Below are 26,481 nucleotides of genomic sequence, written 5' to 3' on the forward strand. Positions count from 1 at the left end.
CGGTGGTTCATCCACCGGTCCCGCTTTCTTCATATGCTGATGGGGTGATCCCCCAGGTCGTCCTCGTGCACGGCATCCGCACGTCGGCGACGATGTGGCGCTCGCAGCTCTCCTGGCTTGCCGAGAACGGCATCCCGGCGACTGCGGTCGACCTTCCCGCGCACGGCACGCGGATGCACGAGGACTTCACCCTGCACGAGGCGCTGCACACGATCGATGCCGCGGTGCGCGCCGCGGCCGAGCACGGCCCCGTGCTGCTCGTGGGTCATTCGATGGGCGGGCTGCTCTCGCTCACCTACGCCGGCGGCGAGGACGCGCCGCCGATCGCGGGCGTCGTCGCAGTCTCGTGCACGGCTCTACCCCGCGGCACGGCGCTGCGGGCCTACCGTGTGCTGGCCGGAGCGATGAACACGCTGCCCGGGCGAGGGCAGTGGCTCACCGATCGGGTGCTGGCCGCTACCCTGCCGGTCGAAACCCGCGGCGACTTCGCGGCCGGCGGATACGCGTTCGACGCGCAGGACGCGGCGTTGAGCAGCCTCGCAGTGCTCGATCTGCAGAGCGCGCTTCCGCGCATCCGCGTGCCGCTGTGGTTCGTGAACGGGCAGTTCGACCAGCTGCGGGTGAACGAGACCCTGTTCCAGCGTCTCGCCCCGCACGCCGAGCTGATCGTCGTACCCCACGCCACGCACCTGGTCACGGCGATGCGCCCCACGGTGTTCAACGCTGTGCTGCGGCTCGCGGTCGCGGTCGTGCGATCACAGTCGTGATGCCCGTCGCGCCTGGCATCCGGCGGCGTGATTCTGCACCACCGGGTCAGTGCTGGTAGCATTGACTCTTGGCTTGCGTGTGGGTTCGTCCCTCACGACCGCTGTGCGGCGTCCCTCTACCGTCGGCAGCACACCGAATCCATCCAGACAGAAAGTGTCCACACGTGGCAAACATCAAGTCGCAGATCAAGCGCAACAAGACCAACCTGAAGGCTCAGGAGCGCAACCGCGCCGTCAAGAGCGAGCTGAAGACGCTGGTCCGCAAGACCCGCGAGGCCATCGCCTCCGGCGACAAGGAGGCCGCAGAGGGCGCCCTCAAGCTCGCGTCCGTGAAGCTCGACAAGGCCGTCAGCAAGGGTGTCGTGCACAAGAACCAGGCGAAGAACCGCAAGTCGGCCATCGCCAAGAAGGTCGCCGCGCTCTGACCCTTCGGCAGGCTCAGGGGCCCAGATAGCTCCAACGTTGTGAAGGCCCGTTCCGTTCGCGGGGCGGGCCTTCTGCTGTATCAGGAAGCGAACGCGTCGCGGGTGGCGACGACGGTCACCATGCGCTCAAGCGCGAAGATCGGGTCGCGTGCGGCGCCCTTCACCTCGGCGTCGGCACGTGCGGTGGCCTGGATGGCCATGCCGAGGGAGCGCTCGTTCCACCCGGCCAGATCCTTGCGCGCGCGGTCGACCTGCCAATCCTTCATGCCGAGCTGCTGCGCGAGCTGCCGACTGGGCTCGCGGCGGCCGGCCACGCGCGCCATGGTGCGCAGCTTCATGGCGAACGCCGCGACCATCGGCACGGGGTCGGCTCCGGATGCCAGGGCGTGGCGCAGCGCGACGAGGGCCTCGCCGTAGCGACCGGCGATGGCCGTGTCGGCGACGACGAACGCCGACACCTCGACCCGGCCGCCGTAGTACTTCGTGACGATGTCGTCGGTGATGTCGCCCTCGACGTCGCCGATCAGCTGCTGGCACGCGGCCGCCAGCTCGGTGAGATCGTCGGCGAACGCCGAGACGAGCGCGCGCAGCGCGGTGGGCTGGATGCGCTTCTTCACCGCCTTGAACTCGCCGGCTGCGAAGTCGACGCGGTCGGAGTCGCGCTTCACGGCGGCGCACGGGATCTCTATGCCGCCGCCGGTGCCCGCGCGCACGGCGTCGAGCAGCCTCTTGCCGCGCACCGTGGCACCGGTGTGGCGGAGGATCACGGTCGCGCCGTCCTGCGGCGCGTCGAGGTAGCGCACGGCCTCCTGCAGAAACGCGTCGGTGCACTTCTCGACGCCCGCCACACGCACGAGGCGCGGCTCGCCGAACAGCGACGGCGATGTGAGCGTGAGCAGGGCGCCCGCGGCGTAGTCGTCGGCACGGATGTCGCTGACCTCGAGCGCCGGGTCTTCGGCACGCAGGTAGTCGCGCACGCCGGCGATCGCGCGCTCGGCGAGCACCTCCTCGGGGCCGGACACGAGCACGATCGGCGCCGGGCGCGGTTCGCGCCACGACACCTGCGGGATCTTGGCGCCCTTCGCGGCCGTGCTGCGTGCCGAAGAACGGGGAGCTGCCATGCTCTCAGCCTACCGGCGGGTGCCGACCTTCACCCGTGACGCCTACTCCTCGCGCTCTGTCCACACCACCAGCTCACCGTCCTGCTGGCCGAGCAGCACGAGGCCGCGCTGATCGGTGCGCAGCGTGCGGGAACCTGCGGCCTCGAGGAGCGCCAGCGTCTCTTCGCGCGGATGCCCGTAGTCGTTGTCCACCCCCACGCTGACCAGCGCCGCCGGTGCGGCGATCTGCGCGTACAGCGCCGGCTCCTGATCACGGCTGCCGTGATGCGCGACCTTGACCACCGCGTACTCGCCGCGAATACGGCCGCTCGAGAGCAGCTGGCGCTGCGGAGCAGCCGAGAGATCGCCGAGCATGAGCATCCGGGGCACTCCCCCGCCGGCGATGTCGACGACGATGCTCGCGTCGTTGCCGCTGGGGAAGGCCGCCGAGTCGGGCGGCGGCCAGACCACCCGCCACTCGGCCGGTCCCAGCGACCCGTGCGTGCCCACCGATCCGTCCCGCAGAACGGCACCACCGGCCTGCAGCTCATCGAGGATCCGCTGATCGTCGGGCTCGGCGACCGGTCCGTGCAGCACGGAGGCGACCCGGCCGGCGAGCGTGGCCGCCGCTCCCACGTGGTCGAGGTCGAAGTGGGTGAGCACGAGCAGGTCGATGCGGTCGGTGCCGGTCTGCGCGAGGCAGTCGGCCAGGGCTTCGGCATCCGGTCCCGTGTCGACGAGCGCGGTCTGCGAGCCCGACCGGACGAGCACCGCGTCGCCCTGCCCGATGTCGCACGCGGCGATCGCCCACGCCCCCGGCGTGGTCATCGATGCGAGCGGCCCGCTCAGCAGCATCCGTGCGATCGAGGCGGCCACCGCGACGACGACCACGGCGGCGGCCGTGAGACGCAGCCGCCGCGAGCGAGGGCGCACGAGCACCAGCGTCACGGCGGCGCTGAGCACCGCGACCACGACCGCGGCCACGGGACCTGCGGGAACGGCCGCGGTGGCACCGGGCAGCTCCGCCGACACCGTCGCGGTGGTCTGGATCCACGCCGCGGGCAGCCACGCTGCCGCCGCGAGCAGATCCGCCAGTGCCGGCACGGAAGAGGTGAGGCAGGCCAGCAGCCCGATGACGGTCGCGATGGGAGCGGCGGGCGCGGCAAGAAGGTTGGCGACCACTCCGACCACGGACTGCGTGTCGGAGAACAGCGCGACGATCGGCCCGCACACCAGCTGCGCCGCGAGCGGCACCGACAGCGCCAGGGCGAGCGGCACGGGCATCCAGCGGCCGAGACCGCGCAGCAGCGGACGCGACAGCACGAGCAGCGCCGCCGTCGCCGCCGCCGACAGCGCGAATCCGGGCGTCGCCGACAGCCAGGGATCGGCGATGAGCAGCCCGCAGACGGCCAGCGACAGCATCGCAAGGCCGGCGCTCGGCCGCCCGAGCAGCAGGGTGAGCATCGCGAGCGCGGCCATCACCGACGCGCGGATCACGCTCGGCTCGGGTGTGACGAGCACGACGAACGCTGCGAGGGCGAGCAGCGCGAGCACGATGCGCAGCAGCCGCCCTCCGCCGAGCAGCGAGACGAGCCAGAAGACGGCCGCGACGACGATGGCGCAGTTCGCCCCGCTGACCGCGGTGAGGTGGCTGAGCCCGGATGCCAGCATCGCGGCGGTGACATCGTCCGGCACCGCTCTCGTGTCGCCCACCGCGAGTCCCGGGAGCAGCCCGGCACCCGGCTCGGGCAATCCGCTCGCCCGCTCGATGAACTCGGCGCGCGTGGTCGCGGCGACGGCGAAGATCCCGGATGCCGGCGTCGTCACCTCTGCGCGAGTGCCGAAGAGCACGAGGGCGGCCCACTCGCCGGCATCCGTGCGCTTGCCCTGCCCGGTCACCTGGAGCACGGCACCGAGGTCTGCTCCGTCGATCGGCGCGACGCCGACCCGCACCGGGCCGGAGACGCGCTGCGGGTGCCCGGGCGGACCGATCGCGACGGTCTGCGCATCGAACCACAGGCGCCCGTCGCTGCCGACGGATGCCGATGAGCTGACCTCGACGAGCGCCTCGATGACGTGCCCGTCCTGCGTCGCGAGGGTGTCGCGCGCCGGCTGCGCGGCCGCGATGGTCGCGGCGAGACCCGCCCCGCACAGCAGCACGAGCACGATGAGCCCCGCTCGGCGGCGACGGGTGACCACGAGCAGCGCCGCCACGGTGAGCACGACCGGGATCGCGACGGCGACGAGTCCCGGCATGTGGATGAGCAGCAGGCCCATCCCCCAGAGCACCACCGCGACCACGGTCGTGCGCAGATCCTTCACACCCGCACCTTCTCGCGCACACCGGCGAGCAGCTTCTCCCCGATTCCCGGCACGGCCAGCAGATCGTCGACCGAGCGGAAGCGCCCGTTCTCGTCGCGCCATTCGATGATCCGCTGCGCGAGCGCCGGACCGATGCGCGGCAGCGTCTCGAGCGCGGTCTGGTCGGCGGTATTGAGGTTCACGACGCCGTCGGTCTGGGCGCCGCTGCCGCCGCCCCCGCCGCCCTCCGCCGCGCCGGGCGGCGGCTCCGCGCCGATCTTCGGCACGACGATCTGCTCGCCGTCGCTCAGCGGGCGGGCGAGGTTCACCGCCTGCAGGTCGGCGGACTCGAGCGTGCCACCCGCGGCCGCCAGGGCGTCGACCAGCCGGGCATCCGGATCGACGATGTACAGGCCGGGGGTGACGACTTCCCCCAGCACGTGCACGTACAGCCCCTCGGCCGGCGCGACGGCAGACCCGTGCCCGGCACCGTCGTCGGTTCCGGCCGACGCCGTCGAGGCGCCGTCCAGCGCGATGCTCTCGGTGGGCGCCGCCTGCCCGCGCAGGATCCCCCAGCCGACCGCGGCCGACAGCACCACCAGCCCGAGCGTCACCGCCGCGCCGATGCCCAGCCTCAGTCGCGGGCGCGCGCGGGCATCCGGCTCTGCGGACTCGTCGGCTGACACCCTGTCACGCTAGGCCGCCCGCCACGGGCCGCTACCCGTGGATCCCGGGGACTGTGCACAACTCCCTCAGGAGGGAAGGATGTGCACAGTCGCCGGCAGAACCTCAGCCCTTGACGGCGAAGTTGACGATCTTCGGCGCGCGCACGATCACGCGCACGATCTCCTTGCCCTCCAGGGAGCGCTGCACCTTCTCATCGGCGCGCGCGGCGGCCTCGAGGTCGGCGTCGGAGATGTCGGCGGCGACGTCCAGGGTCGCGCGCACCTTGCCGTTCACCTGCACGGCGACGGTCGCCGTGTCCTGCACGAGCAGCGCGGGATCGGCATCCGGCCACTGCACCGCGCTGACCGACGGCTCGTGCCCGAGCCGGGACCACATCTCCTCGCCGGTGTGCGGGGCGATCAGCTCGACGATCATCGCGACCGTCTCGGCCGCCTCCCGCACGGCGGGATCGGCGGCTCCGGCGCCGGTGTCGATCGTCTTGCGGATGCCGTTCACCAGCTCCATGAGACGGGCGACGACGACGTTGAACTTCGTCTGCTCGACGAGCGCCGGCGCGTCGGCCAGCAGGCGGTGGGTGATGCGGCGCAGGGCCGGGTCACCGGCATCCGGAGCCGCGCCCGGCTCACTCGACACCTCGTCGGCGACGCGCAGCGCGCGGGAGAGGAACTTCTGCGCGCCCGACAGCGAGACGCCGTTCCACTCCTTGTCGTCTTCCACGGGGCCGGCGAACGCCAGGCCCAGACGCAGAGCGTCGGCGCCGTACTGCCCGAGCAGGTCGGACAGCTCGACGAGGTTGCCCTTGCTCTTCGACATCTTCGCGCCGTCCATGATGACCATGCCCTGGTTGACCAGGTTCGAGAACGGCTCCTCGAAGTCGATCAGACCCAGGTCGAACAGCACCTTGGTGATGAAGCGCGCGTACAGCAGGTGCAGGATCGCGTGCTCGACACCGCCGAAGTACCCGTCGACCGGCGCCCAGCGCTTGGCCTCGGCGGGGTCGAAGGCGAACTGGTCGCTGTGCGGCGACAGGAAGCGCAGGAAGTACCACGAGCTGTCGACGAAGGTGTCCATGGTGTCGGCGTCGCGCAGCGCCGGCTCACCCGATGCCGGATCGACCGTGCGCACCCACGATTCGGCCGCACCCAGCGGCGACGAGCCCTTCGGGCGCAGGTCGAGACCCTCGACGCTCGGCAGCTGCACGGGCAGACGACCTTCGGGCACCGGCACGACGCTGCCGTCGTCGAGGTGCAGCATCGGGATCGGCGTGCCCCAGAAGCGCTGACGAGAGATCAGCCAGTCGCGCAGGCGGTAGTTCTTCGCGGCGCGGCCGGTGCCCGCCTCGCCGAGCTGAGCGATCGTGCGGGCGATCGCCTCGCCCTTGTCGACGCCGTCGAGGTCGCCGGAATTCACCAGGCGGCCGTTGCCGACCAGCGCGGTGCCGGTCGCCGCGGGGTCGAGCTCGGCGAGATCCTCGCCCTCGTTCGCGCCGCCGGCGACGGTGGTGTCGACGACGACCTTGACCGGCAGGTCGAACGCGCGGGCGAAGTCGAGGTCGCGCTGATCGTGCGCGGGCACGGCCATGACCGCGCCGTGACCGTAGTCGGCCAGCACGTAGTCGGCGGCCCAGATGGGCATCCGCTCGCCGTTGACCGGGTTGACCGCATAGCGCTCGAGGAACACGCCGGTCTTCGGACGGTCGGTCGACTGCCGCTCGATCTCGGTCTGCTTCTGCACCGTCTCGAGGTAGTCCTGGAAACGCGTGCGCACCTCGGACGACGATCCGGATGCCAGCTCGGCAGCCAGATCGGAGTCGGGGGCGATCACGAAGAACGTCGCGCCGTGCAGGGTGTCGGGGCGCGTGGTGAACACGGTGACCGGCTCGTCGCGACCCTCGATGACGAAGTCGACGTCGGCGCCGGTCGAGCGGCCGATCCAGTTGCGCTGCATCTGCAGCACCTTGTGCGGCCAGTGCCCCTCGAGCGTGTCGAGGTCGTCGAGCAGACGGTCGGCGTACTCGGTGATCTTGAAGTACCACTGCGTGAGCTTCTTCTTCACGACCTCGGCGCCGCACCGCTCGCATCGGCCGTCGACGACCTGCTCGTTCGCCAGCACGGTCTGATCGTTCGGGCACCAGTTGACGGCGCTCTTCTTGCGGTACGCCAGGCCGCGCTCGTACAGCTTCAGGAACAGCCACTGGTTCCAGCTGTAGTACTCGGGGTCGGAGGTGTGCAGCACGCGCGACCAGTCGTACGACATGCCGTAGCCGCGGAATCCGGCCTTGTGCTGCTCGATGTTCTTGTAGGTCCACTCGCGCGGGTCGGCGCCGCGCTTGATCGCGGCGTTCTCGGCGGGAAGGCCGAACGAGTCCCAGCCGATCGGGTTGAGCACGTTGTGCCCTCGATGACGCCAGTACCGCGCCACGATGTCGGGGTACAGGTAGTTGATGGCGTGACCCATGTGCAGGTCGCCCGACGGATACGGGAACATGCCGAGGATGTACTTGCGGGGCCGATCGTCGTCGTCGCCGCCCGCTGCGAACGTCTCGTTCTGCGCCCAGTACTCCTGCCACTTGAGCTGGATGTCGTGCGCAGACATCACTTCAGGGGACTCGGCGTGGGACGCGTGCTCGGTCAAGGAACGGCCAATCTGACGATGCGGAACAGCCCGGAAATCGGGTGTTTCCAGGGTATCGCGAGCGGTGTGCGCTCAGGAAACCGGCAGCAGGTCCCGCCAGGGCTGCGGCAGCACCGCGCCGAGCGCGGCGAGCGGGGCGCGCGCCTTCGTCGCGACCTCCGCCGCCTCGGCGTCCGGCTGGGAGAGCCAGGTGATCCCGCCCCCGGCACCGACGGATGCCGAATCCGCGTCGACCACGATCGTGCGGATGACCATCGCGAGGTCGACCCTGCCGTCGAGGCCGACGTGCCCGAAGCATCCGGAGTAGATGCCGCGGGGCGCCTGCTCGAGGCGATGCAGGATCGTCATCGCCGACAGCTTCGGCGCACCGGTCATGCTGCCGGCCGGGAACGCCGCGTCGCACAGGTCGCCGAAGGTGACCCCGTCGCGCAGCCGCACGCTGACCGTGCTGACCAGCTGATGCACCGCGGGATACGTCTCCACCTGCCAGAGCCGCTCCACCTCGACCGTGCCGGGAACGCCCACATGCGAGAGGTCGTTGCGCATGAGGTCGACGATCATGACGTTCTCGGCGCGCTCTTTGGCATCCGTCCGCAGCTCTTCCGCCAGCCGCGCGTCGTCCGCCGGCGTGACACCGCGGGGGCGGGTGCCCTTGATCGGACTCGTCGACGCGCGCCCGCCGTCCGTCGCGAGGAACTGCTCGGGGCTGGCGCTGAGCACGTGCTGCTCCCCCACCCGCAGGTATCCGCCGTGGTGGGCAGGCGTCGCCGCGCGCAGCCGGCAGTAGACGGCCAGCGGGTCGTCGGGACGGGCTGAGGTGAACCGGGTGGTCAGGCACAGCTGGTACGCGTCGCCGCGCTGGATCGCGACGCGGCACTCCTCGACGAGAGCGGTGTACTCGGCGACCTCGTGACGCGATGACGCGGTCTGCCCGGCGGGGGCGGGCGGGGCGGGCTCGAGCGGCGGGGCGGCGAGCGCATCGCCCACCTCCGCCGCCCACGCGGCGATCTCCGCCGCCGGGGCGAGGGCGTGCACCTCGCCCGTCGCGTGGTCCACGGCGACGGCACGGGTGACGGCGATCCAGGTGGGCGCCGTGGCGGTGGCGGCGACCGGGGCGCCGTTCGCCGCCGCGCCGGTCTCGTACGGCAGCCATCCCACCCAGCCGCCGAGGAAGGGAAGGCCGGATGCCGCCGCCGGGCCGCTCAGATCGACGCGGCGCACCGCGTCGAGGTCCAGCTCGACGACGCCGGTGCCGATGAGACTCCACCCGGCGTGCGGGTCGGGCCCGGCATCCAGCCAGAACGCCGGGCCGGCGTCTGCGAACAGGTGCGCGAAGAGCGCGTCCGCCTCAGGACGGTGCGCGCCCGCCCGACGCGCGACGGCGCGGGCGGTGAGCGGAGCGGGTGCGGGCACCTTCACAGCGTATGGCTCCGTCGCAGGCTTTACGCTCATGGGGTGAACGACATCGTGCTCTGGGTCATCGAGGCCGTTCAGGCCGTCGATCCCGTGCTGCGAACCGTGCTGGCCGGTGTGGCGATCCTGCTCGAGACGAGCATCCTGATCGGCCTGGTCGTGCCGGGCGACACAGTCGTGCTCGTCGCGGCGATCGGCGTGGAGGGCTGGGTCGAAGGCGTCGCCCTGGGGGTGACCGTGGTGATCGGCGCGCTGATCGGGGAATCGATCGGATTCTGGCTGGGCACCTGGGCGGGTCCGTACATCCGCGCGTCGTGGCTCGGCCGGCGGATCGGCGAAGAGCAGTGGCGTCGCTCGGAGCGGTACCTGCATCGACGCGGCGGCCTGGCGATCTTCCTCTCCCGCTTCCTGCCGGTGCTGCACTCCCTCGTTCCGCTGACGGTCGGCATGAGCGGGTACGCGTATCGCCGGTTCATCGCCTGGACGCTGCCCGCCTGTGCTCTGTGGGCCGGCCTGTACGTGGGCGTCGCGGCGACGGCGGCCGGCAGCTACCCCGAACTGTCCCAGCGGGTGCACTACGCCGGATACGTGTTCGTCGGCATCATCGTCGCGCTGCTCGTGGTGCTGCTCGGCGGGAAGAAGCTGCTCGCCCGGCGCGAGGAGCGGCACATGCGACGCGTCGGCGAGGCCGACGACGGCGGGCGGCACACCGCACCGTGACCGCGGCAGCCCAGGCGTGAAAGACTGGAGACGATGTCTGCTGCTTCACCGGCGAAGATCCACTGGTTCGCCCGTCTCGAACACCGCGTCCACGTCTGGCGCGAGCGCCGCGCCCGCCGACGGGGTCGTTCGGCGACGGTGGTTCCCTTCCCCGGCTACGGCAGCACAGCCGGCTGGGTGCGGGTGGTCGGCCGCGTGCTGATCGTCCCGGCGCCGCTGAAGAAGACCCGCGGCGAGGCCAGCGTGCGCGGGTGGCGCTCGTTCGTCAGCATCCCGGTCAGCTTCGCCTCGGTCGTCGTCGAGATCGGCGGGCGCACGCACACCGTCGTCGCCGACCGCGGCGGAGTGATCGACTCGGTCGTCGAAGCCGACCTGCCTGCGGGCTGGCAGACCTTCTCGATGTCGGTCGAGGGGCAGAAGCCCGTGGACGCCACCGCCCTCATCGTCGACGAGAATGTCGACTTCGGCGTGATCTCCGACGTCGACGACACCGTGATGGTCACGGCGCTGCCGCGGCCGTTCATCGCCGCGTGGAACTCGTTCGTCGTCGACGAGCACGCCCGCACCCCCGTTCCCGGCATGGCGGTGCTGCTCGAGCAGCTGCGTCGCGACAACCCGGGCTCGCCGGTGATCTACCTCTCCACCGGCGCGTGGAACGTCGCCCCCACGCTGACGCGCTTCCTCAGCCGCAACCTCTTCCCGGCCGGGGCGATGCTGCTCACCGACTGGGGTCCCACGCACGACCGCTGGTTCCGCAGCGGGCAGGAGCACAAGATCGGCAACCTGCGCCGGCTCGCCGAGGAGTTCCCGAACGTGCGCTGGCTGCTGATCGGCGATGACGGCCAGCACGACGAGGCGATCTACTCGCAGTTCCTCGAAGAGCATCCATCGCTGGTCGCCGCCGTCGCGATCCGTCGCCTGCTGCCGGCCGAGGCGGTTCTCGCCGGTGGTCGCGCGTCGGGCGAGCACGCCGAGGGCAGTGTGCCGTGGGTGAGCGCCGAAGACGGCGCCGGGCTGCGCGAGCGGCTCACCGAGGTCGGCATCCTCGCCGATCGGTCATGACGACGCTGACGCGCGACGAGTGGACGTCCCGCGCGCAGGCGCACGCCGAGCGCGCCGACACGCTCACGGCCGCGCATCGCGCCCGGCAGCAGCGCGGCGAGAAGCATCCGGTCGAGGACTTCCTCTTCACGTACTACTCGTACAAGCCCGCGCAGCTGCGGCGGTGGCATCCGGGTGCCGGGGTGACGCTGCAGGATGCCGAGGAGCGCGCCGGGTGGCGCTGGTACTCGCCCGGCGTCGATCCGGGTGGATACGCGCCCGACGCGATCGCATTCCGCGACGAGAAGCCTCAGCTGGCATCCCTCGTGGAGCGGATGCTGCGCCTCACCGCCGCGCGACCGGGCCAGTTCGGATGCTTCGGGCTGCACGAGTGGGCGATGGTCTACCGCGCCGACGAGCACCGGCACGACGTGCCGCTGCGACTCGGCGGTGCCGGGACGGATTCCGTCGTCGAGGCCGCCGAGCTGCGCTGCACCCACTTCGACGCGTTCCGCTTCTTCACCGACGACGCCGTGCCGCGCAACCGTCTGCCGCTGAGCCGCGAGAGTCAGCCCGATCTCGAGCAGCCCGGATGCCTGCACGCGGGGATGGACGTGTACAAGTGGGCGGTCAAGCTCGGCCCGCTCGTTCCCGGTGAGCTGCTGCTGGATGCCTTCGAGCTCGCGTCCGACATCCGCCGCCTCGACATGGAGGCTGCGCCGTACGACCTGTCGGCCTGGGGTGTGCGGCCGGTGCGGATCGAGACGGTCGACGGCAAAGCGGAGTACGTGCGCCAGCAGCGGGCGTTCGCCGAACGCGGCAACGCGCTGCGGGAGGCGCTGCTGACGGCGTGGCTCGGACGCGACTAGCGTGCGGCCGCGAGCTGCATCCGCAGCCGCATGACGTGCTCGGCGGCGTCGCGCAGGCGGTCGGCGCTGAGTCGACCGTCGGCGACGGCGCTGACGATCCCGGCGACCATCTGCGGCGCTGTCTCGGCCGTCGAGCCCGCGACCATGAGCACCATGTCGTTGCCCGCCTGCAGCGCGGTCACCGCGTTCGACACGGGATCTCGATACTCGGCGACGCCCGATGCCGGGAGCATGCCCAGGTCGTCGGTGATCATCACACCGTCGAAGCCGAGGTCGTCTCTCGCGATCTCGTGCCAGCGCGCCGACAGCGACGCGGGGGCCGGGTCGACGGTCGTGTACGCCAGGTGTCCGAACATGAGCAGTTCGGCGCCGGCGTCGATGCCCGCGACGAACGGTCGCGCGTCAGCCGCCTGCCATTGCGCCAAGGTCATCGCCGTCGAGGGGATGCCATGGTGCGAGTCTCCCGGCGCGGCGCCGTGCCCCGGGAAGTGCTTCAGCGTCGAGAGCACGATGCCCTCCTCGCCGTCGACGGCGGCCGTCACGTGCGACGACGCGGAATCGGCGTCGGCACCCAGCGCGCGCGAGGCGATGAACGATGAGGCGTCTGCCGGCACGTCGGCGACGATGCCGAAATTGACGTTCGCGCCGGTCTCGGCGACGAGGGCAGCACGCTGCGCGAACACGTCCTCGGTCTGCGTCAGGTCGAGGCTCTGCAGCCCCCGCCCGCCGGGCAGCGTGTCCCACGGCAGGCGACGGACGACGCCGCCCTCCTCGTCGATCGCGATGAGCGGGGGCAGGGCAGGGTCGAGGGTGACCGCATCGCTGACCGCCCTGACCTGGGCCGCATCGGCTCCGATGTTGCCGCCCATCAGGATGAACCCACCCAGGGGTGCGCCCTGCGGCGTCGACTGCATGTACGCGCGTAGCGCGGCGGGGTCGGTGCCGGTGATGTGCCCCATCACGACGCTGGCGGCCTTTTCGGTCACGCTCATCGCCGCGACGGCCTCGGCCGCGGGGTCGCGCGGCGGGCGGGGTTCGGGCGACGGGGTGCTCGACGAGGTGTGCCGGGTTTCGGAGGGCGCGGCGGACGGCGTGGTGGGTGCGCAGGCGGCGAGCAGGCACACTGCCACGGCCGCAGCCGCGGCGGCACGGATCGCTCGAGCACGCATGGTGTCGACGCTACTCCGCGACTCCGATCGTCTGCTGTGCGGGTCTCGGTGCGGCGTGCCCGCCCGGTGCTGCGTGCCAGCGTGGTGCTGCTTGCCAGCGTGGTGCTGCTTGCTAGCCTGGTGCTGACGCGACCGGCGGGACGACCCGGCGGCGACATCACAGGTGGGGACGGCCCCGCAGATTCGGCTCGCACCGTGACCCGTTCCGCCCTCCTGCGCTCGGTTCTGACGCGCACCGCCGTGCTCCGCCTCGTGCTCGGCTGGGCATCCTTCGGCGCGCTCCTCGCGCTCGCTCCCCTGCTCGAGAGTCACCTGCCGACAGCCCTGCTGTGGCTGACCCTGGCCGCGATCGTCACGGTCATCATCGTGTGCGCGTTCGGCGTCGTCACCGAGGCCGAACATCTCGCGCATCGGCTCGGCGACCCGTACGGAACGCTCGTGCTCACCCTCTCGATCGCCGCGATCGAGGTGATCCTCATCTCGGCCGTCATGCTCGGCCCGGGCGAGCATCAGACCATCGCCCGCGACTCGGTGATGGCCGTGTCGATGATCATCATGAATCTCGTCGTCGGCGTCGCGCTGGTGGTCGGCGGCAGCCGGCATCCGGATCGGCACGCGAACCGCGCCGGCGTCGTCACCTATCTCGGGATGCTGGTCGTGCTGCTCGCCGTCGCGTTCGCTCTCCCGGCCGTGCTGGGCGATGCGGGCACCTACCCGCCGGCCGCCGCGATCGCGGTGATCGTGCTCGTCGTGCTGCTGTACGCGTTCTTCCTGGTGCGGCAGCTGGGCGCGCGCAGGGCGGATTTCCAGGAGGTGGGGATGCGGGCGGATGCCGGTGACGCGCCGCCCCGTTCGTCCGACGGCCTCGTGCCGGCCGAGCACCGTCCGGAGGTCATCGCGCGCACCCTACTGCTGCTCGCACTCGCGCTGCCCATCGTGCTGCTCTCGCACGACATGGCCGCGCTGCTCGGCGACGGACTCGGCCGCCTCGGCGCGCCGGTCGCGCTGTCGGGCATCCTCATCGCGATGATCGTGTTCCTGCCCGAGACGATCACCACGGTGCGGGCGGCTCTCGCCGGCGAGATGCAGCGGGTCAGCAATCTGTGCCACGGCGCTCTCGTCTCGACCGCCGGACTCACGATCCCCGCCGTGCTGACCATCGGGCTGATCACCGGACAGACCGTCGTGCTCGCCGAGAGCCCGCTGAATCTGCTGCTGCTGGGGTTGACGCTGCTGCTGACGCTGGTGACGTTCCGAGCGCGGCGGGCGCGCCCGGTGCAGGGCGCTGCGCACCTGCTGCTGTTCGTGGTCTACGCCCTGACGACGCTGCTCTGAGCAGGGGGTTTCGCCCCGATGACGCCTGCCACGCCGCGGGGTACCGTGCGTGACACGGCGTCGACGACGATGCCCGGACCACAGGAGGGGAATGGTCCTCTTGGCGCGGTCGCCCGCGACCGCAGGAACGGAGAGGTTCGGACATGAGATCTGGATGGCGCTCACTCGGAGCAGTCCTCGTCGCCAGCGCCCTGCTGTGGGGAGCTGCACCGGCGACGGCCGCGACGGCGGCCGCAGGAGACTACACCTGCACGGAGGGAACGGTGCCGTCCGGCACCTACTCCACACTCACGATCGCCGGGATGTGCGGCGTGGACGCCGGCGCGGAGATCCACGTGACGCGCTCGCTCATGGTGCTCGAGGGGGCGATCTTCGACGCCCAGAGCGCCCCCGCTGTCATCACGGTCGACAGGAATGTCATCAGCGCGACCGGATCGATGATCGGGCTCGGCTGTCAGCCGGGCATGCCCGGCAACTCCGGCCATCCCTGCGCGACCGATCCTGAGGGCAGCTCCGACATCTCTGTGGGCGGCAACATCACGGTGAACGGCGCCATCGGCGTCTTCCTCAACGGGGTCACCGTGGGCGGGAACGTCACCGTCACCGGCGGCGGCTCCGACATCCCGTGGTCGATCAAGAACAACACGATCGATCGCAACCTGACCGTGAACGGGATCGTCGAGGAGTGGATCGGCGTCATGTGGAACCGCATCGGCGGCAACGTGACGCTGTCCGACATCCGGATGACCGGACTCGACGATGAGGCCGGCAGCGGCATCAACGACGTGTTCGTCGTTCGCAACCAGATCGGCCGCAACCTCACCTGCTCCGGACTGGTTCCCGGGGTGTTCGGGTACGGCAACATGATCGCCAGGAACGCCACAGGCGACTGCGCAGCGCTGGCCGGCTGACGCCGGACTGCCCGGAGACATGGAGACCCCGCGATCACGCGCGGGGCCTCTTTGCTGAGCGTTGGAATCGCCCCCGCTCGCCATGCGGGATCAGCCCAGCATCCGCTCGTCAGCTGTTCACAAAGCTGAGAGGACGAAAGGCCCGCCGATGCACCGATCCCCAGCGCATCTTGCCAAGGGGAGGGCATGATGACGAGCAGCTGTGAACCAGCACCGAGGGGCCGAGCCTGGCGACGAGTACTGCGTTGCGTTGGGGCCAGCGCGGTGATGCTTGTTCGAGGCCGGGTGCATCTCCCACGCGGAAACGTCGGGCGTGTGCTGCGCTTCGCCGACGGGAGCACGACGAGGGTCTACCGCGAAACGACCGTCGAGCGTCGACCAGCTGCGTATCCGTGCGTACTGGTGGTCGCCTTCAAGCTCCGTCTCCTGCGCGGGCGCACCCTCCACCGCCTGTTCGAAGTCGAGAGCCTGTTGAACACTCCACTCTTCGTCGGGTTCCCGGGGCTGGTCTCCAAACTGTGGTGCACTCATGACGAATCGGGCGTCTATCGGGGCCTCTACGAATGGGACGGGCCGCAGCAGGCCCACGACTACGCGGCGGCGCTCTGGCGTGTGCTCGAGCTGGGCAGCGTCCCCGGGTCCATCCGCTACCGAGTCATGCCCGGTCTGCACCGCGATGAGTTCCTGGCGAATCCGGACACGATGTCGTCGGAGGCCGTGTCGGATGCCGCGTGGTCGCGCGTGACCGCCGTGACATGAACCTCGAACGTGACGTATGCCGACGAGCTCGCCGCGCACCCGGTGTGGGTGGTCAGCAGCGGGCCGCTCGGCATGGAGAAGGTCGACCAAGACGGCAACGACGTGCTCAAGCGCGCTCGAGGACTGTGTGGTGGACCTGAGGGGACTCGAACCCCTGACCCCCTGCATGCCATGCAGGTGCGCTACCAGCTGCGCCACAGGCCCATCTTCGCTGCCGAACTCGGCAACCTGATCAGCATACTACGCACCGGCGGGCGAGCACCAAATCGCGCCGCCGGGTCGGGAGTGTCGGGTCGGCTAGCCGTTGAGAGGTGCACCGTCAAGCCGATCCACTGCCGGATCAGACCGGGTTAGATTCACCGCACGCGACGCGCACAGCGTCATCACGAACAGGAGCGATCATGTCGAATCCCACCCCGAACATGCTGCCCGAAGACCCCGATCTCGAAGAGAACGCGGGTGTTCCGACCCGAGAGGTCGACGGTGACGTCGAACTGGATCCCGACGCCGACCCGGACCGGATCGACAGCATCGACGCCGACCGGATGGCATCCGGGGCCGACGACGAAGACGACGCCTGGGCAGGCGACGAACGCGTCGACTGACGACCAGGCGACGCGCTCACCGACCGCGCGGGATCACTCCCCCGCGGCGTGCGTGGGAAGGTCGATCGGTACGACCGGGCAGTCCTTCCAGAGCCGCTCGAGGCCGTAGTAGACGCGCTCTTCGGCGTGGAACACGTGCACGACGAGGTCTCCGAAGTCGAGCAGAACCCAGCGCGACTCGGCGCGGCCCTCGCGGCGCACGCGACGGTGGCCCGCCTCGAGAAGCTGGTCCTCGATCTCGTCGGCGATGGCGGCGACGTTGCGCTCGCTGTTCCCGGTCACCAGCAGGAAGATGTCGACGAGCGGCAACGGCTCGGAGACGTTCAGGGCGACGAGATCCTCGCCGCCCTTCGAATCTGCTGCACGAGCGGCGATCTGCAGCATCTCTGCGGCGGTTTCAGGGGATTGCATCAACCGAGGACTCCTGTGGTGAAGGCGATGATCAGCGCTGCGGCCAGCGCGAGCGCGAGACCCCCGGCGACGATCGCGAGGGTGAGAGTGAGCTTGCTGCCCTTGTCGGGAACGGGCGGGCGGATGACTTCGCCGGCCGGCTTCGACGTGCTGATCGCCGAGCTTGCGGCGATGGGCGTCGGCGACGACGCGGGCGCGAGCTCGCCGTCGATCAGCACGGCGTCGACGTCCTTGCCGTCGGTGGTGCCGAGCGCGTGGCCCTGAGAGCCCATGCCGTCCGGCAGCGCGTAGGTGCCGGTGATCAGCAGCTCACCGGTCGACGCGACAGGCCCGGAGAGCGAACCGGCGCCGGGCGACGGCGTGAAGATCAGCGTGCTCGAGGTCTTGTGCGAACCGGCCGAACCGGTCTCGAGCAGCTCGTCGAATGCCGCGGGGATGCCCGGGCCCGACGGCGACCTCTTGACGCCGATGCCGAAGGCGGCTCCGACCATCGGGCGCTCGGGCTCGGCATCGGTCTTCGCCACGCCGTCTGCGGGCGAGGCGGGCGTGACGTCAGGACCGGATGCCGCGGGCTGGGCCTCCTGCGGCGCGACGGCGCGGGTGTCGGCGACGGGCACGTCGACGATCAGCTCTTCGAGGACCGGCTCTTCCACGACCGGCTCTTCGACGACGGTCGGCTCCACGACGGGCTCTTCGACGACGGGCTGGGCGACGATCGGCTCTTCGGCGGCACTCGGCTCTTCGGCGGCACTCGGCTGCTCGGCGGGGGCGACGGCATCGGCGCGGCGCTCCTGCGCACGTGCGGCGCGTCGGGTGAGCGGAGCAGCTGAAGCGGGGGAAGGCGTCGCGCTCAACGCGGTCGGCTCAGCGGCGTTTGGGTCGACGGCGTTCTGCTCGGCCGAGGAGGGCTCGACCATGGCGGGCTCGGCCGCGTCGGGCGCGTGCGGCTCGGCGGGCGCGGACTCCGCGGGAGCGTCGTTCGGCCTCTCGGCCTGCGCGGCCCGCGCTGCGGCCGCCTCCTCACCGCTGACGACCGGTGTCGAGCCGGTCAGGCGAAGCTCACGCAGCTGCTTACGCGTGAGGGTGCGCCCGTCCTCTTCAGTGCTCATGCCTTGCTCCGATACAGATGATGCTTCGCGATGTACTGGACCACGCCGTCCGGGACCAGGTACCACACCGGCTGACCGTCGGCGATTCGCTCGCGGCAGTTCGTCGACGAGATCGACAGCGCCGGCACTTCGAGCTGACTCACATCGTCGGTGGGCAGTCCGTCCGTGCTCAGCACGTGTCCCGGCCGCGAGACGGCGACGAAGTGGGCGAGATCCCACAGTTCATCATGATCTCTCCAGCTGAGAATCTGCGCCACGGCATCCGCGCCGGAGATGAAGAACAGCTCGGCATCCGGACGCTGCTCCTTCAGATCGCGCAGCGTGTCGATCGTGTAGGTCGGTCCGTCGCGATCGATGTCGACGCGGCTCACGGTGAAGTCGGGGTTCGACGCCGTCGCGATCACCGTCATCAGATAGCGGTGCTCGCTCGGCGAGACGTGCTGCTTCTGCCAGGGCTGACCGGTCGGCACGAACACGACCTCATCGAGGCCGAACGAGTGCGCGACCTCGCTCGCCGCGACCAGGTGACCGTGATGGATGGGGTCGAACGTGCCACCCATCACGCCGATGCGCGGTGCCCGAGCGCTGGAATCGTGCATGCGGTCCTAGTGGCCGTGGCCGTCCTTGCCGTGCCTCAGGGCGTAGGCCTCGGCCTTGGCCGCGTGACGGTTCGCGACGTGGCGGAACGACAGGGTCACCAGACCCATGACGGCGAAGACCAGCGCGGCGATGGCGCCGAAGATGAAGGTCTCGGCGGCCACGTTGCCGTGGTGCTCCGTCTCGGCTGCGGCCATCGCGATCTGTGCGATGAGGTTCATCCTGACTCCGTTCCTGACATGGCAAGCAAACGCCTGTCCATTCTAGTCCTCACCCGCGGATCTGACCGGACCCGCGCGCGAGCCACTTCGTGCTCGTCAGCTCGCCGAGACCCATCGGGCCACGCGCGTGCAGCTTCTGCGTCGAGATCCCGACCTCGGCGCCGAACCCGAACTCACCGCCGTCGGTGAAACGCGTGGACGCGTTCACCATCACGACGGCGGAGTCGACCTCGGCGAGGAACCGCTCGGCGTTGCGGGAATCGGTCGTGATGATCGATTCGGTGTGCCCAGTGCTGTACCGGCGGATGTGCGCCAGCGCCTCATCGAGGTCGTCGACGACCTTGATCGCGATCTCCAGCCCCAGGTACTCGGCCGCCCAGTCGTCCTCGGTGGCCGGGATCGTGCCGGCGACGAGCCCCGCGACCATGTCATCGCCGTGGATGGCGACCCCCTCGCTGAGCAGGGCGCTCGCGATCACCGGGATCAGCTGAGGAGCCGCCTGCCGATGCACCAGCACCGTCTCGACCGCGTTGCACACACTCGGCCGCTGCACCTTCGCGTTCAGCACGATGTCGCGCGCCCAGTCCATCGGCGCCGACTCGTCGATCACGATGTGCACCACGCCGGCGCCGGTCTCGATGACCGGCACGGTGGACTCGGTCACGACGGTCTCGATGAGCGACGCGCTGCCGCGCGGCACGAGCACATCGATCAGACCCCGCGCGTGCATCATGGCCTTCGCCCCGTCGCGGCCGAAGTCGTCGACGCTCTGGATCGCCTCGGGGTCGTGCCCCGACTCCTGCAGCGCGTCGCGCATCACCGCGACCAGCACCGTGTTCGACTCGCGGGCGGCGCTGCCGCCGCGCAGCACCACGGCATTGCCCGCGCGCAGCCCGAGCGCGGCGATGTCGACCGTCACGTTGGGTCGGGCCTCGTAGATCGCGCCGACCACGCCGAACGGAACCCGCACCTGCTCGAGGGCGACGCCGTTCGGCATCCGGTGCCCGCCGATCACCTGTCCGATCGGGTCGGGCAGAGTCGCGACGTCGCGGACAGCGGATGCCAGTGCCGCCACTCGCCGTTCATCCAGGCGCAGCCTGTCGATGAGCGACTCGCCGATGGCATCCGCCCGTCCCCGCTCGACGTCGAGGGCGTTGGCCGCGACGATCCGCGCGGTGCTCGAGGCGATCGCCGCGGCGATCGCCTCGAGCAGACGCGTCTTGTCGGCGCTGGTCAGCCGCGCGATCGAACGCGAAGCCTCCTTGGCACGCACCAGGCGATCCTGTGCGGTGTCCGCAAGGGCATCGGTGACGACGGATGTGCTCATCCGGTCAGTGTATCGACGCCCGAACAGGCCCCGGGCCGGCATGACGCCGACGGTTCACCCCACGACCGACGGCGCGAACCACGTGCCGATCTGCTCCCCCTCGAGAGCCTTGCCGACCAGGTCGGCGCTGGTCACCAGCACCCCGATGCCGGATGCCGCGGCCATGCGCGCCGCGGAGACCTTCGTCGCCGCTCCCCCGGTGCCGACGCTGTTGACGACCGACGCGCCGAACTCGAGACCGCTCAGATCGGCATCCGCCGGGATCTCCTCGATCGGCACCGCGGTGGGGTCTGACGGCGGCTTCGTGTACAGCGACTCGACGTCGCTGAGCAGCACGAGCGCATCCGCGCCGACGAGCTGCGCGACGAGCGCCGCGAGCCGGTCGTTGTCGCCGAAGCGGATCTCCTGAGTGGCGACGGTGTCGTTCTCGTTGACGATCGGCATGATGCGCAGCGACAGCAGCCGGTCCATCGCGCGTTGCGCGTTGCTGCGCGAGGTCGGGTGCTCGAGGTCACCGGTCGTCAGCAGCACCTGGCCGGCGACGATGCCGAACGGTCGCAGGGCCTCCTGGTACCGGAAGACGAGCACGTTCTGCCCGACGGCCGCGGCGGCCTGCTGGGTGGCCAGATCGGTCGGCCTCGAGTCGAGAGCGAGGTACGGGATGCCGGTGGCGATCGCCCCCGATGAGACGAGGACGATCTCCACGCCGCGACGGTGCGCCGACGACAGCGCCTGCACGATCATCGGGATGCGCCACGACGATTCCCCGCTGATCGACGAGGATCCGACCTTGACGACGATGCGGTTCGCGGTGCTGAGCTCTGCGCGGCTGCGCGCGGTCATTCCTCGTCCTCGCGGGAGGCGAGGCGCTTCTCCTCGAGCTCGGCGCGGGCCGCGGCCCGGGCATCCATCATGTCGTGGTACTGCTCACGACGCTCGGCGGTGGTGCGGCGGTTCGATCCGCCGATGCGGATGTCGGTGCCGCGCGGGGAGCCCATCAGCTCGGCGGTCGACGCGATCGACGGCTCCCAGTCGAAGACGACGCTGTTCTCGCCGGTGCCGATCATGACGGTCGCACCGGCGACGGCACCGGCCTTGAACAGGGCGGTCTCGACGCCGAGACGCTCGAGGCGGTCGCCGAGGTAGCCCACGGCCTCCTCGTTCTGGAAGTCGGTCTGCTGCACCCAGCGCACCGGCTTCTCGCCCAGCACGCGGTAGATGTTGCCGTAGGTGCCGCCCTCGACGCGGATCGAGAACTGCTCCTTCGCGCCCTTCGGCCGGATCACCACGCGCTCGCGCGGCACCTCCACGGCGAGCTCGGCGCGATGCTGGTCGACGAGCTCGGCCAGCGCGAAGCTCAGTGCGCGCAGTCCCTCGCGGGCGACCGTCGAGATCTCGAACACCCGGAAGCCGCGCGCTTCGATGTCGGGGCGCACCATCTCGGCGAGATCGCGCGCCTCGGGCACGTCGACCTTGTTCAGGGCGACGATCTGCGGCCGCTCGAGCAGCGGCGTCTGACCCTCGGGCACCTCGTAGGCGGCGAGTTCGGCGAGGATGACGTCGAGATCGGAGAGCGGGTCGCGACCCGGCTCGAGGGTGGCGCAGTCGAGCACGTGCAGCAGAGCGCTGCAGCGTTCGACGTGGCGCAGGAACTCGAGCCCGAGGCCCTTGCCCTCGCTCGCGCCCTCGATCAGGCCAGGCACGTCGGCGACGGTGTACCGGCTGTCGCCGGCCTGCACGACGCCGAGATTCGGATGCAGGGTGGTGAACGGGTAGTCGGCGATCTTCGGCCGTGCCGCCGACAGCGCGGCGATCAGGCTCGACTTGCCCGCGGACGGGTACCCCACGAGGGCGACATCCGCGACGGTCTTCAGCTCGAGCACGACCGAGCGCTCCTGGCCGGGGGTGCCGAGCAGCGCGAATCCGGGCGCCTTGCGCTTGGGCGAGGCGAGTGCGGCGTTGCCGAGCCCGCCGTGACCGCCCTCGGCGACCACGTACTTCTCGCCGGGGATGATCATGTCGTGCAGCACTTCGCCGTCGACGCTCTTCACCACGGTGCCGACCGGGACGGGCAGCTCGAGCGACTCGCCGTCGTAGCCCGAGCGGTGATCGCCCATGCCGAAGCCGCCGTTTCCGCCGCTGCGATACGGCGAGTGGTGGTACGACAGCAGCGTGGTCACCTGCGGGTCGGCGACGAGGATGATGTCGCCTCCGTCGCCGCCCTTGCCGCCGTCCGGGCCGCCGAGCGGCTTGAACTTCTCACGGCGCACAGAGACGCAGCCGTTGCCCCCCTTGCCTGCGCGGAGGTGCAGCGTGACGGTGTCGACGAAGGTGACCATGTCACTCCTTGAACTGGGTCCCTGGCCCGCACTGGGCTGGGATACGAGGACGGGGCGAGCCGAAGCCCGCCCCGTCCAGGAAGTCTGCTGCTCTTACTGAGCGGCTGCGACGATGTTGACGACCTTGCGGCCGCCCTTGGTACCGAACTCGACGGCGCCCGCCTCGAGAGCGAACAGGGTGTCGTCGCCGCCACGGCCGACGCCTGCGCCGGGGTGGAAGTGCGTGCCGCGCTGACGGACGAGGATCTCGCCGGCGTTGACGGTCTGACCGCCGAAGCGCTTCACGCCGAGTCGCTGTGCGTTGGAGTCACGACCGTTGCGGGTCGAGCTCGCGCCCTTCTTGTGTGCCATGTGCTGAGCCTCTTCCGTGCTTACTTGATGCCGGTGATCTTGACGCGCGTGAGCTCCTGACGGTGGCCCTGGCGCTTCTTGTAGCCGGTCTTGTTCTTGTACTTCTGGATGACGATCTTCGGTCCGCGGAGGTTGCCGAGAACCTCAGCCGTGACCTTGACCTTCGCCAGCTTGTCGGCGTCGGTGGTCACGGAGGCACCGTCGACGAGAAGCACGGCGGGAAGCTCGATGTTCTCGCCCTGGGCAGCCTGAACACGGTCGAGCTGAACGATCGTGCCGACCTCGACCTTCTCCTGCCGGCCACCGGCGCGCACTACTGCGTAAACCACTTCATACCTGTTTCGTTGGGGAGCGGATCGCTCCGGGAATCTCACGGGAAGACTGTTGCTTGCGTTCATCGCCGGGGGCGAAGGATGCGGACGCAAGACTTCTCCTGCGATCGGCAAAGCCGCCAGGGGTCTCGCACCAAGGGACAACTTTACCGGATCATCGCCGATGCCGCAAAGCGGGCCGGACGCAGGTCGCGTCTAGGATCACGGCATGACCGTTCTCGTCGACGACGCAATCTGGCCCGCACACGGCAGGCTGTGGGCGCATCTCGTCAGCGATTCGGACCTCGACGAGCTGCACGCGTTCGCCGCACAGCAGGGCATCCCCCGCCGCGCCTTCGACCGCGACCACTACGACGTGCCGGCGGACGCGCTGCCGAGACTCCTCGCCGCCGGTGCGGTGCACGTGGGCGGCAAGGAGCTCACCAGGCGGCTGATCCGATCAGGACTGCGAGTCCGAGCCCGCGACCGTCGCTGATCCGGTCAGGGCTGCGGGTCCGAGCGCGCGACCGTCGCTGATCCGTCGGTCGAGGAGTTCGGAGTCAGCATGGCGGTCGTGACCCGACGCCGGTTGCGGCCCTGGCCGGGCGCCTTCGGCTCGGGAAGCGCGTCGAGCACCGAATCGAGCAGCTGTTCGGTCTGCGTCTTCGGAGCGCCCTTGCGCTCGCCACCGCGCTTCTTGCGCTTCTTCGGGCGCTCGCTCGAGGCTCCGTTGGGGGCGTCGCTCTCGGCCGTCGGCTGCTGCTCGGCAGCAGGCTGGCCCTGCGCCTGGACCTGGGCCTGAGCTGCGTCGTCGTTCACGACGATGGTCGACGCGGCGATCGCGGCAAGGGCGGACTTGGCGACCTCCGTGATGCTGTGAGTGCCGCCGTTGGCGGACGACTGCTTCTCGGCAGCGGGTGCGGACTGCTGTGACGATCCCCCGCGCGACCGGCGGTTCTGGCCGCCGCCGTTCGAGCCGCTGCTGCTGCGGTGCTTGACGACGGGGTCGTGGTGCACGATCACGCCGCGCCCGGCACAGACGTCGCACGCCTCGCTGAAGGTCTCGAGAAGACCGAGGCCGAGCTTCTTGCGGGTCATCTGCACGAGTCCGAGCGAGGTCACCTCGGCGACCTGGTGCTTCGTGCGGTCGCGGCTCAGGCACTCCACCAGGCGGCGCAGCACGAGGTCGCGGTTGGATTCGAGCACCATGTCGATGAAGTCGACGACGATGATGCCGCCGATGTCGCGCAGGCGCAGCTGACGGACGATCTCCTCAGCGGCCTCGAGGTTGTTCTTGGTGACGGTCTCCTCGAGGTTTCCGCCCGAGCCGACGAACTTGCCGGTGTTGACGTCGACGACCGTCATAGCCTCGGTGCGGTCGATCACGAGCGAACCACCCGACGGCAGCCACACCTTGCGGTCGAGAGCCTTCTCGATCTGCTCGGTGATGCGGTATGCGTCGAAGGGATCGACGTCGTCGGTGTAGGTCTCGACACGGTCGAGCAGGTCAGGCGCGACGCTCTCGAGGTATGCGCGGATGGTCTGGCGCGCGTCGTCGCCCTGGATGGTCATGCGGGTGAAGTCCTCGTTGAAGACGTCGCGCACGATCTTGACGAGCAGATCCGGCTCGGCGTGCAGCAGCGCCGGGGCCTGCTGCGTCTGCACCTGCTTCTGGATGTGCTCCCACTGCGAGGTGAGACGCTGCACGTCACGGGTCAGCTGCTCCTCGGTGGCGCCCTCCGCGGCGGTGCGCACGATCACACCCGACGACTCGGGCAGCACCTCCTTGAGGATGCGCTTGAGACGAGCGCGCTCGTTGTCGGGGAGCTTGCGCGAGATGCCGTTCATCGAGCCGCCCGGAACGTACACCAGGTAGCGGCCCGGGAGCGAGATCTGGCTCGTCAGACGGGCGCCCTTGTGGCCGACCGGATCCTTCGTGACCTGCACGAGCACCCGGTCGCCGGCCTTGAGCGCCAGTTCGATGCGACGGGGCTGATTCCCGGTCTCGACGCCGTCCCAGTCGACCTCTCCGGAGTACAGCACGGCGTTGCGGCCGCGGCCGATGTCGACGAACGCGGCTTCCATGCTGGGCAGCACGTTCTGCACGCGACCGAGGTAGACGTTGCCGATCAGCGAGGCATCCTGGTTGCGGGCCACGTAGTGCTCGACGAGCACGTCGTCTTCCAGCACGCCGATCTGCGTGCGGCCGTTCTTGGACCGCACGACCATCATGCGGTCGACGGACTCGCGGCGGGCGAGGAACTCGGCCTCGGTCACCACCGGGCGGCGACGGCCTGCGTCGCGGCCGTCGCGGCGACGCTGCTTCTTCGCCTCGAGGCGCGTGGAGCCCTTGATGGCCTTCGGCTCGGTGATGTACTCGACGTGACGCTGGCGCTGGCGCGGCTCGTCACGGGTCTCGTCGCTCTCGCCGCGGCGGCGGCCGCGTCCGCGACGGAACGCGCTGTCGCGATCGTCGCCCTCGTCGTCGTCGCGGCTGCCGCGCGCGGGCAGCGGGACGATCTCGGGTGCGTAGAAGTGCAGCTGGGTCGACACCTTCGAGACGAACACCTCGGGCAGCAGCCCCAGGCTCACCGCGGTGACGGGCTTCGGCGCCTCGGGCTCAGCCGGAGCTGCGGGCTCAGCCGGAGCTGCGGGCTCAGCCGGAGCTGCGGGCTCAGCCGGAGCTGCGGGCTCAGCCGGAGCTGCGGGCTCGGCCGGAGCGGCGGGCTCGGATGCCTGCGACGCGGACTGCTCGTCGGCATCCGGCTCTGCGACATCCGGCTCTGCGGTGGCGGGCTGATCCGCCTCCGGAAGCGAGGTCTCCTCGACTACCGGCTGCGCCGGAGTGTCGTCGAAGGTGGGGGTGTTGTTGTCATCGTTCTCATCGGCCATCTCTGGCTAGCTCCCTGCGCGGGCACTGCGTGCGCCGCGAAAACTCGTGCGGCGAAACAGCGGCCGCGAACTCGATCGGCTGGAGGTCGGCTCTCTGGCGCGACCGCCTGGGGCACATCACCCCGAAGTCTTGTCGATTCGATCGCGTGTGAACACGACGTCATCTTCAGTCATTATCGCACTTCCG

General features: G+C 70.3%; 26 protein-coding genes and 1 tRNA gene. 10 read left to right on the top strand and 17 right to left on the bottom strand.

Annotated features, from left to right (window positions below; all coding sequences use genetic code 11):
* The first annotated feature begins 44 nt into the window (after positions 1-44).
* On the top strand, positions 45-767 hold the full coding sequence (locus tag ACWIDW_RS03430; protein ID WP_454122951.1) for an alpha/beta fold hydrolase: 723 nt from the start codon (positions 45-47) through the stop codon (positions 765-767).
* A gap of 164 nt (positions 768-931) precedes the next feature.
* Entirely contained in the window at positions 932-1,192 is a 261-nt protein-coding gene (rpsT, locus tag ACWIDW_RS03435) for a 30S ribosomal protein S20 (protein ID WP_099194666.1), read from the top strand.
* Between the two features lie 80 nt (positions 1,193-1,272).
* On the opposite strand, the gene holA is transcribed toward rpsT, so the two are convergent.
* From holA to pabB, 5 genes are all read right to left on the bottom strand, one after another.
* Positions 1,273-2,313 carry a DNA polymerase III subunit delta gene (gene holA, locus ACWIDW_RS03440; RefSeq protein WP_454122953.1) on the bottom strand — a complete coding sequence of 347 codons (1,041 nt, stop codon included), beginning with the start codon at positions 2,311-2,313 and terminating at the stop codon, positions 1,273-1,275.
* A gap of 42 nt (positions 2,314-2,355) precedes the next feature.
* On the bottom strand, positions 2,356-4,614 hold the full coding sequence (locus tag ACWIDW_RS03445; RefSeq protein ID WP_454122955.1) for a ComEC/Rec2 family competence protein: 2,259 nt from the start codon (positions 4,612-4,614) through the stop codon (positions 2,356-2,358).
* Positions 4,611-5,279: a helix-hairpin-helix domain-containing protein gene (locus ACWIDW_RS03450; RefSeq protein WP_454122957.1), complete on the bottom strand. Its 669-nt coding sequence runs from the start codon at positions 5,277-5,279 to the stop codon at positions 4,611-4,613. The genes ACWIDW_RS03445 and ACWIDW_RS03450 overlap by 4 nt, the downstream gene beginning before the upstream one ends.
* A gap of 103 nt (positions 5,280-5,382) precedes the next feature.
* Positions 5,383-7,875 carry a leucine--tRNA ligase gene (gene leuS, locus ACWIDW_RS03455; RefSeq protein WP_454122959.1) on the bottom strand — a complete coding sequence of 831 codons (2,493 nt, stop codon included), beginning with the start codon at positions 7,873-7,875 and terminating at the stop codon, positions 5,383-5,385.
* 111 nt (positions 7,876-7,986) lie between these two features.
* Positions 7,987-9,327 (bottom strand): aminodeoxychorismate synthase component I, encoded by a 1,341-nt coding sequence (pabB, locus tag ACWIDW_RS03460; protein ID WP_454122960.1) that lies wholly within the window; start codon positions 9,325-9,327, stop codon positions 7,987-7,989.
* A 42-nt stretch (positions 9,328-9,369) separates the two neighbouring features.
* Between pabB and ACWIDW_RS03465 the strand changes: the two genes are divergently transcribed.
* From ACWIDW_RS03465 to ACWIDW_RS03475, 3 genes are read left to right on the top strand one after another with little or no spacing between them, the layout of a single operon-like run.
* Complete coding sequence (locus tag ACWIDW_RS03465; RefSeq protein WP_454122962.1) at positions 9,370-10,047, top strand: DedA family protein; 678 nt, start codon at positions 9,370-9,372, stop codon at positions 10,045-10,047.
* Positions 10,048-10,080: 33 nt separating this feature from the next.
* The gene (locus ACWIDW_RS03470) at positions 10,081-11,109 is read left to right on the top strand and encodes an App1 family protein (protein WP_454122964.1); all 1,029 of its coding nucleotides are present in this window, start codon (positions 10,081-10,083) and stop codon (positions 11,107-11,109) included.
* Entirely contained in the window at positions 11,106-11,957 is an 852-nt protein-coding gene (locus ACWIDW_RS03475) for a 3-methyladenine DNA glycosylase (protein WP_454122966.1), read from the top strand. The genes ACWIDW_RS03470 and ACWIDW_RS03475 overlap by 4 nt, the downstream gene beginning before the upstream one ends.
* Here the strand turns inward: ACWIDW_RS03475 and ACWIDW_RS03480 are convergent.
* Positions 11,954-13,126, bottom strand: coding sequence for a glycoside hydrolase family 3 N-terminal domain-containing protein (locus tag ACWIDW_RS03480; RefSeq protein ID WP_454122967.1), 1,173 nt, complete (start codon positions 13,124-13,126; stop codon positions 11,954-11,956). The two genes, ACWIDW_RS03475 and ACWIDW_RS03480, sit on opposite strands and share 4 nt — an antisense overlap.
* A 195-nt stretch (positions 13,127-13,321) precedes the next feature.
* Between ACWIDW_RS03480 and ACWIDW_RS03485 the strand changes: the two genes are divergently transcribed.
* From ACWIDW_RS03485 to ACWIDW_RS03495, 3 genes are all read left to right on the top strand, one after another.
* The gene (locus tag ACWIDW_RS03485; protein WP_454122969.1) at positions 13,322-14,461 is read left to right on the top strand and encodes a calcium:proton antiporter; all 1,140 of its coding nucleotides are present in this window, start codon (positions 13,322-13,324) and stop codon (positions 14,459-14,461) included.
* Between the two features lie 143 nt (positions 14,462-14,604).
* Positions 14,605-15,372 carry a hypothetical protein gene (locus ACWIDW_RS03490; protein ID WP_454122971.1) on the top strand — a complete coding sequence of 256 codons (768 nt, stop codon included), beginning with the start codon at positions 14,605-14,607 and terminating at the stop codon, positions 15,370-15,372.
* A 315-nt stretch (positions 15,373-15,687) separates the two neighbouring features.
* The gene (locus ACWIDW_RS03495) at positions 15,688-16,131 is read left to right on the top strand and encodes a hypothetical protein (protein ID WP_454122973.1); all 444 of its coding nucleotides are present in this window, start codon (positions 15,688-15,690) and stop codon (positions 16,129-16,131) included.
* A 128-nt stretch (positions 16,132-16,259) separates the two neighbouring features.
* On the opposite strand, the gene ACWIDW_RS03500 is transcribed toward ACWIDW_RS03495, so the two are convergent.
* A tRNA-Ala gene (locus tag ACWIDW_RS03500) sits at positions 16,260-16,335 on the bottom strand.
* A gap of 197 nt (positions 16,336-16,532) precedes the next feature.
* Here ACWIDW_RS03500 and ACWIDW_RS03505 point away from each other — a divergent pair.
* Positions 16,533-16,736 (top strand): hypothetical protein, encoded by a 204-nt coding sequence (locus ACWIDW_RS03505; protein WP_454122974.1) that lies wholly within the window; start codon positions 16,533-16,535, stop codon positions 16,734-16,736.
* A 33-nt stretch (positions 16,737-16,769) separates the two neighbouring features.
* On the opposite strand, the gene rsfS is transcribed toward ACWIDW_RS03505, so the two are convergent.
* The 9 genes from rsfS to rplU form a co-directional block, all read right to left on the bottom strand.
* Positions 16,770-17,147 (bottom strand): ribosome silencing factor, encoded by a 378-nt coding sequence (gene rsfS / locus ACWIDW_RS03510; protein WP_454122976.1) that lies wholly within the window; start codon positions 17,145-17,147, stop codon positions 16,770-16,772.
* Positions 17,147-18,256: a hypothetical protein gene (locus ACWIDW_RS03515; protein WP_454122978.1), complete on the bottom strand. Its 1,110-nt coding sequence runs from the start codon at positions 18,254-18,256 to the stop codon at positions 17,147-17,149. Before ACWIDW_RS03515 ends, rsfS begins: the two co-directional genes overlap by 1 nt.
* The gene (nadD, locus tag ACWIDW_RS03520; RefSeq protein ID WP_454122979.1) at positions 18,253-18,855 is read right to left on the bottom strand and encodes a nicotinate-nucleotide adenylyltransferase; all 603 of its coding nucleotides are present in this window, start codon (positions 18,853-18,855) and stop codon (positions 18,253-18,255) included. The genes ACWIDW_RS03515 and nadD overlap by 4 nt, the downstream gene beginning before the upstream one ends.
* Positions 18,856-18,861: 6 nt before the next feature.
* A complete protein-coding gene (locus ACWIDW_RS03525) occupies positions 18,862-19,074 on the bottom strand; it encodes a hypothetical protein (protein WP_454122981.1) in 213 nt (70 codons plus the stop codon).
* 49 nt (positions 19,075-19,123) lie between these two features.
* Positions 19,124-20,401, bottom strand: a complete 1,278-nt coding sequence (locus ACWIDW_RS03530) for a glutamate-5-semialdehyde dehydrogenase (RefSeq protein ID WP_454122983.1) — start codon at positions 20,399-20,401, stop codon at positions 19,124-19,126.
* Positions 20,402-20,455: 54 nt separating this feature from the next.
* Complete coding sequence (gene proB, locus ACWIDW_RS03535; RefSeq protein WP_454122985.1) at positions 20,456-21,244, bottom strand: glutamate 5-kinase; 789 nt, start codon at positions 21,242-21,244, stop codon at positions 20,456-20,458.
* Positions 21,241-22,740 (bottom strand): GTPase ObgE, encoded by a 1,500-nt coding sequence (gene obgE, locus ACWIDW_RS03540; protein WP_454122987.1) that lies wholly within the window; start codon positions 22,738-22,740, stop codon positions 21,241-21,243. The genes proB and obgE overlap by 4 nt, the downstream gene beginning before the upstream one ends.
* 93 nt (positions 22,741-22,833) lie before the next feature.
* The gene (gene rpmA, locus ACWIDW_RS03545) at positions 22,834-23,091 is read right to left on the bottom strand and encodes a 50S ribosomal protein L27 (RefSeq protein ID WP_099196843.1); all 258 of its coding nucleotides are present in this window, start codon (positions 23,089-23,091) and stop codon (positions 22,834-22,836) included.
* 20 nt (positions 23,092-23,111) lie between these two features.
* Positions 23,112-23,420: a 50S ribosomal protein L21 gene (gene rplU / locus ACWIDW_RS03550; RefSeq protein ID WP_182253397.1), complete on the bottom strand. Its 309-nt coding sequence runs from the start codon at positions 23,418-23,420 to the stop codon at positions 23,112-23,114.
* 211 nt (positions 23,421-23,631) lie between these two features.
* Between rplU and ACWIDW_RS03555 the strand changes: the two genes are divergently transcribed.
* Entirely contained in the window at positions 23,632-23,898 is a 267-nt protein-coding gene (locus ACWIDW_RS03555) for a DUF4031 domain-containing protein (RefSeq protein WP_454122989.1), read from the top strand.
* Between the two features lie 5 nt (positions 23,899-23,903).
* Here ACWIDW_RS03555 and ACWIDW_RS03560 read toward each other — a convergent pair whose 3' ends face one another.
* Positions 23,904-26,294, bottom strand: coding sequence for an Rne/Rng family ribonuclease (locus ACWIDW_RS03560; RefSeq protein ID WP_454122991.1), 2,391 nt, complete (start codon positions 26,292-26,294; stop codon positions 23,904-23,906).
* Positions 26,295-26,481: the final 187 nt, after the last annotated feature.

This window comes from Microbacterium sp. NPDC055312 (assembly GCF_053645675.1).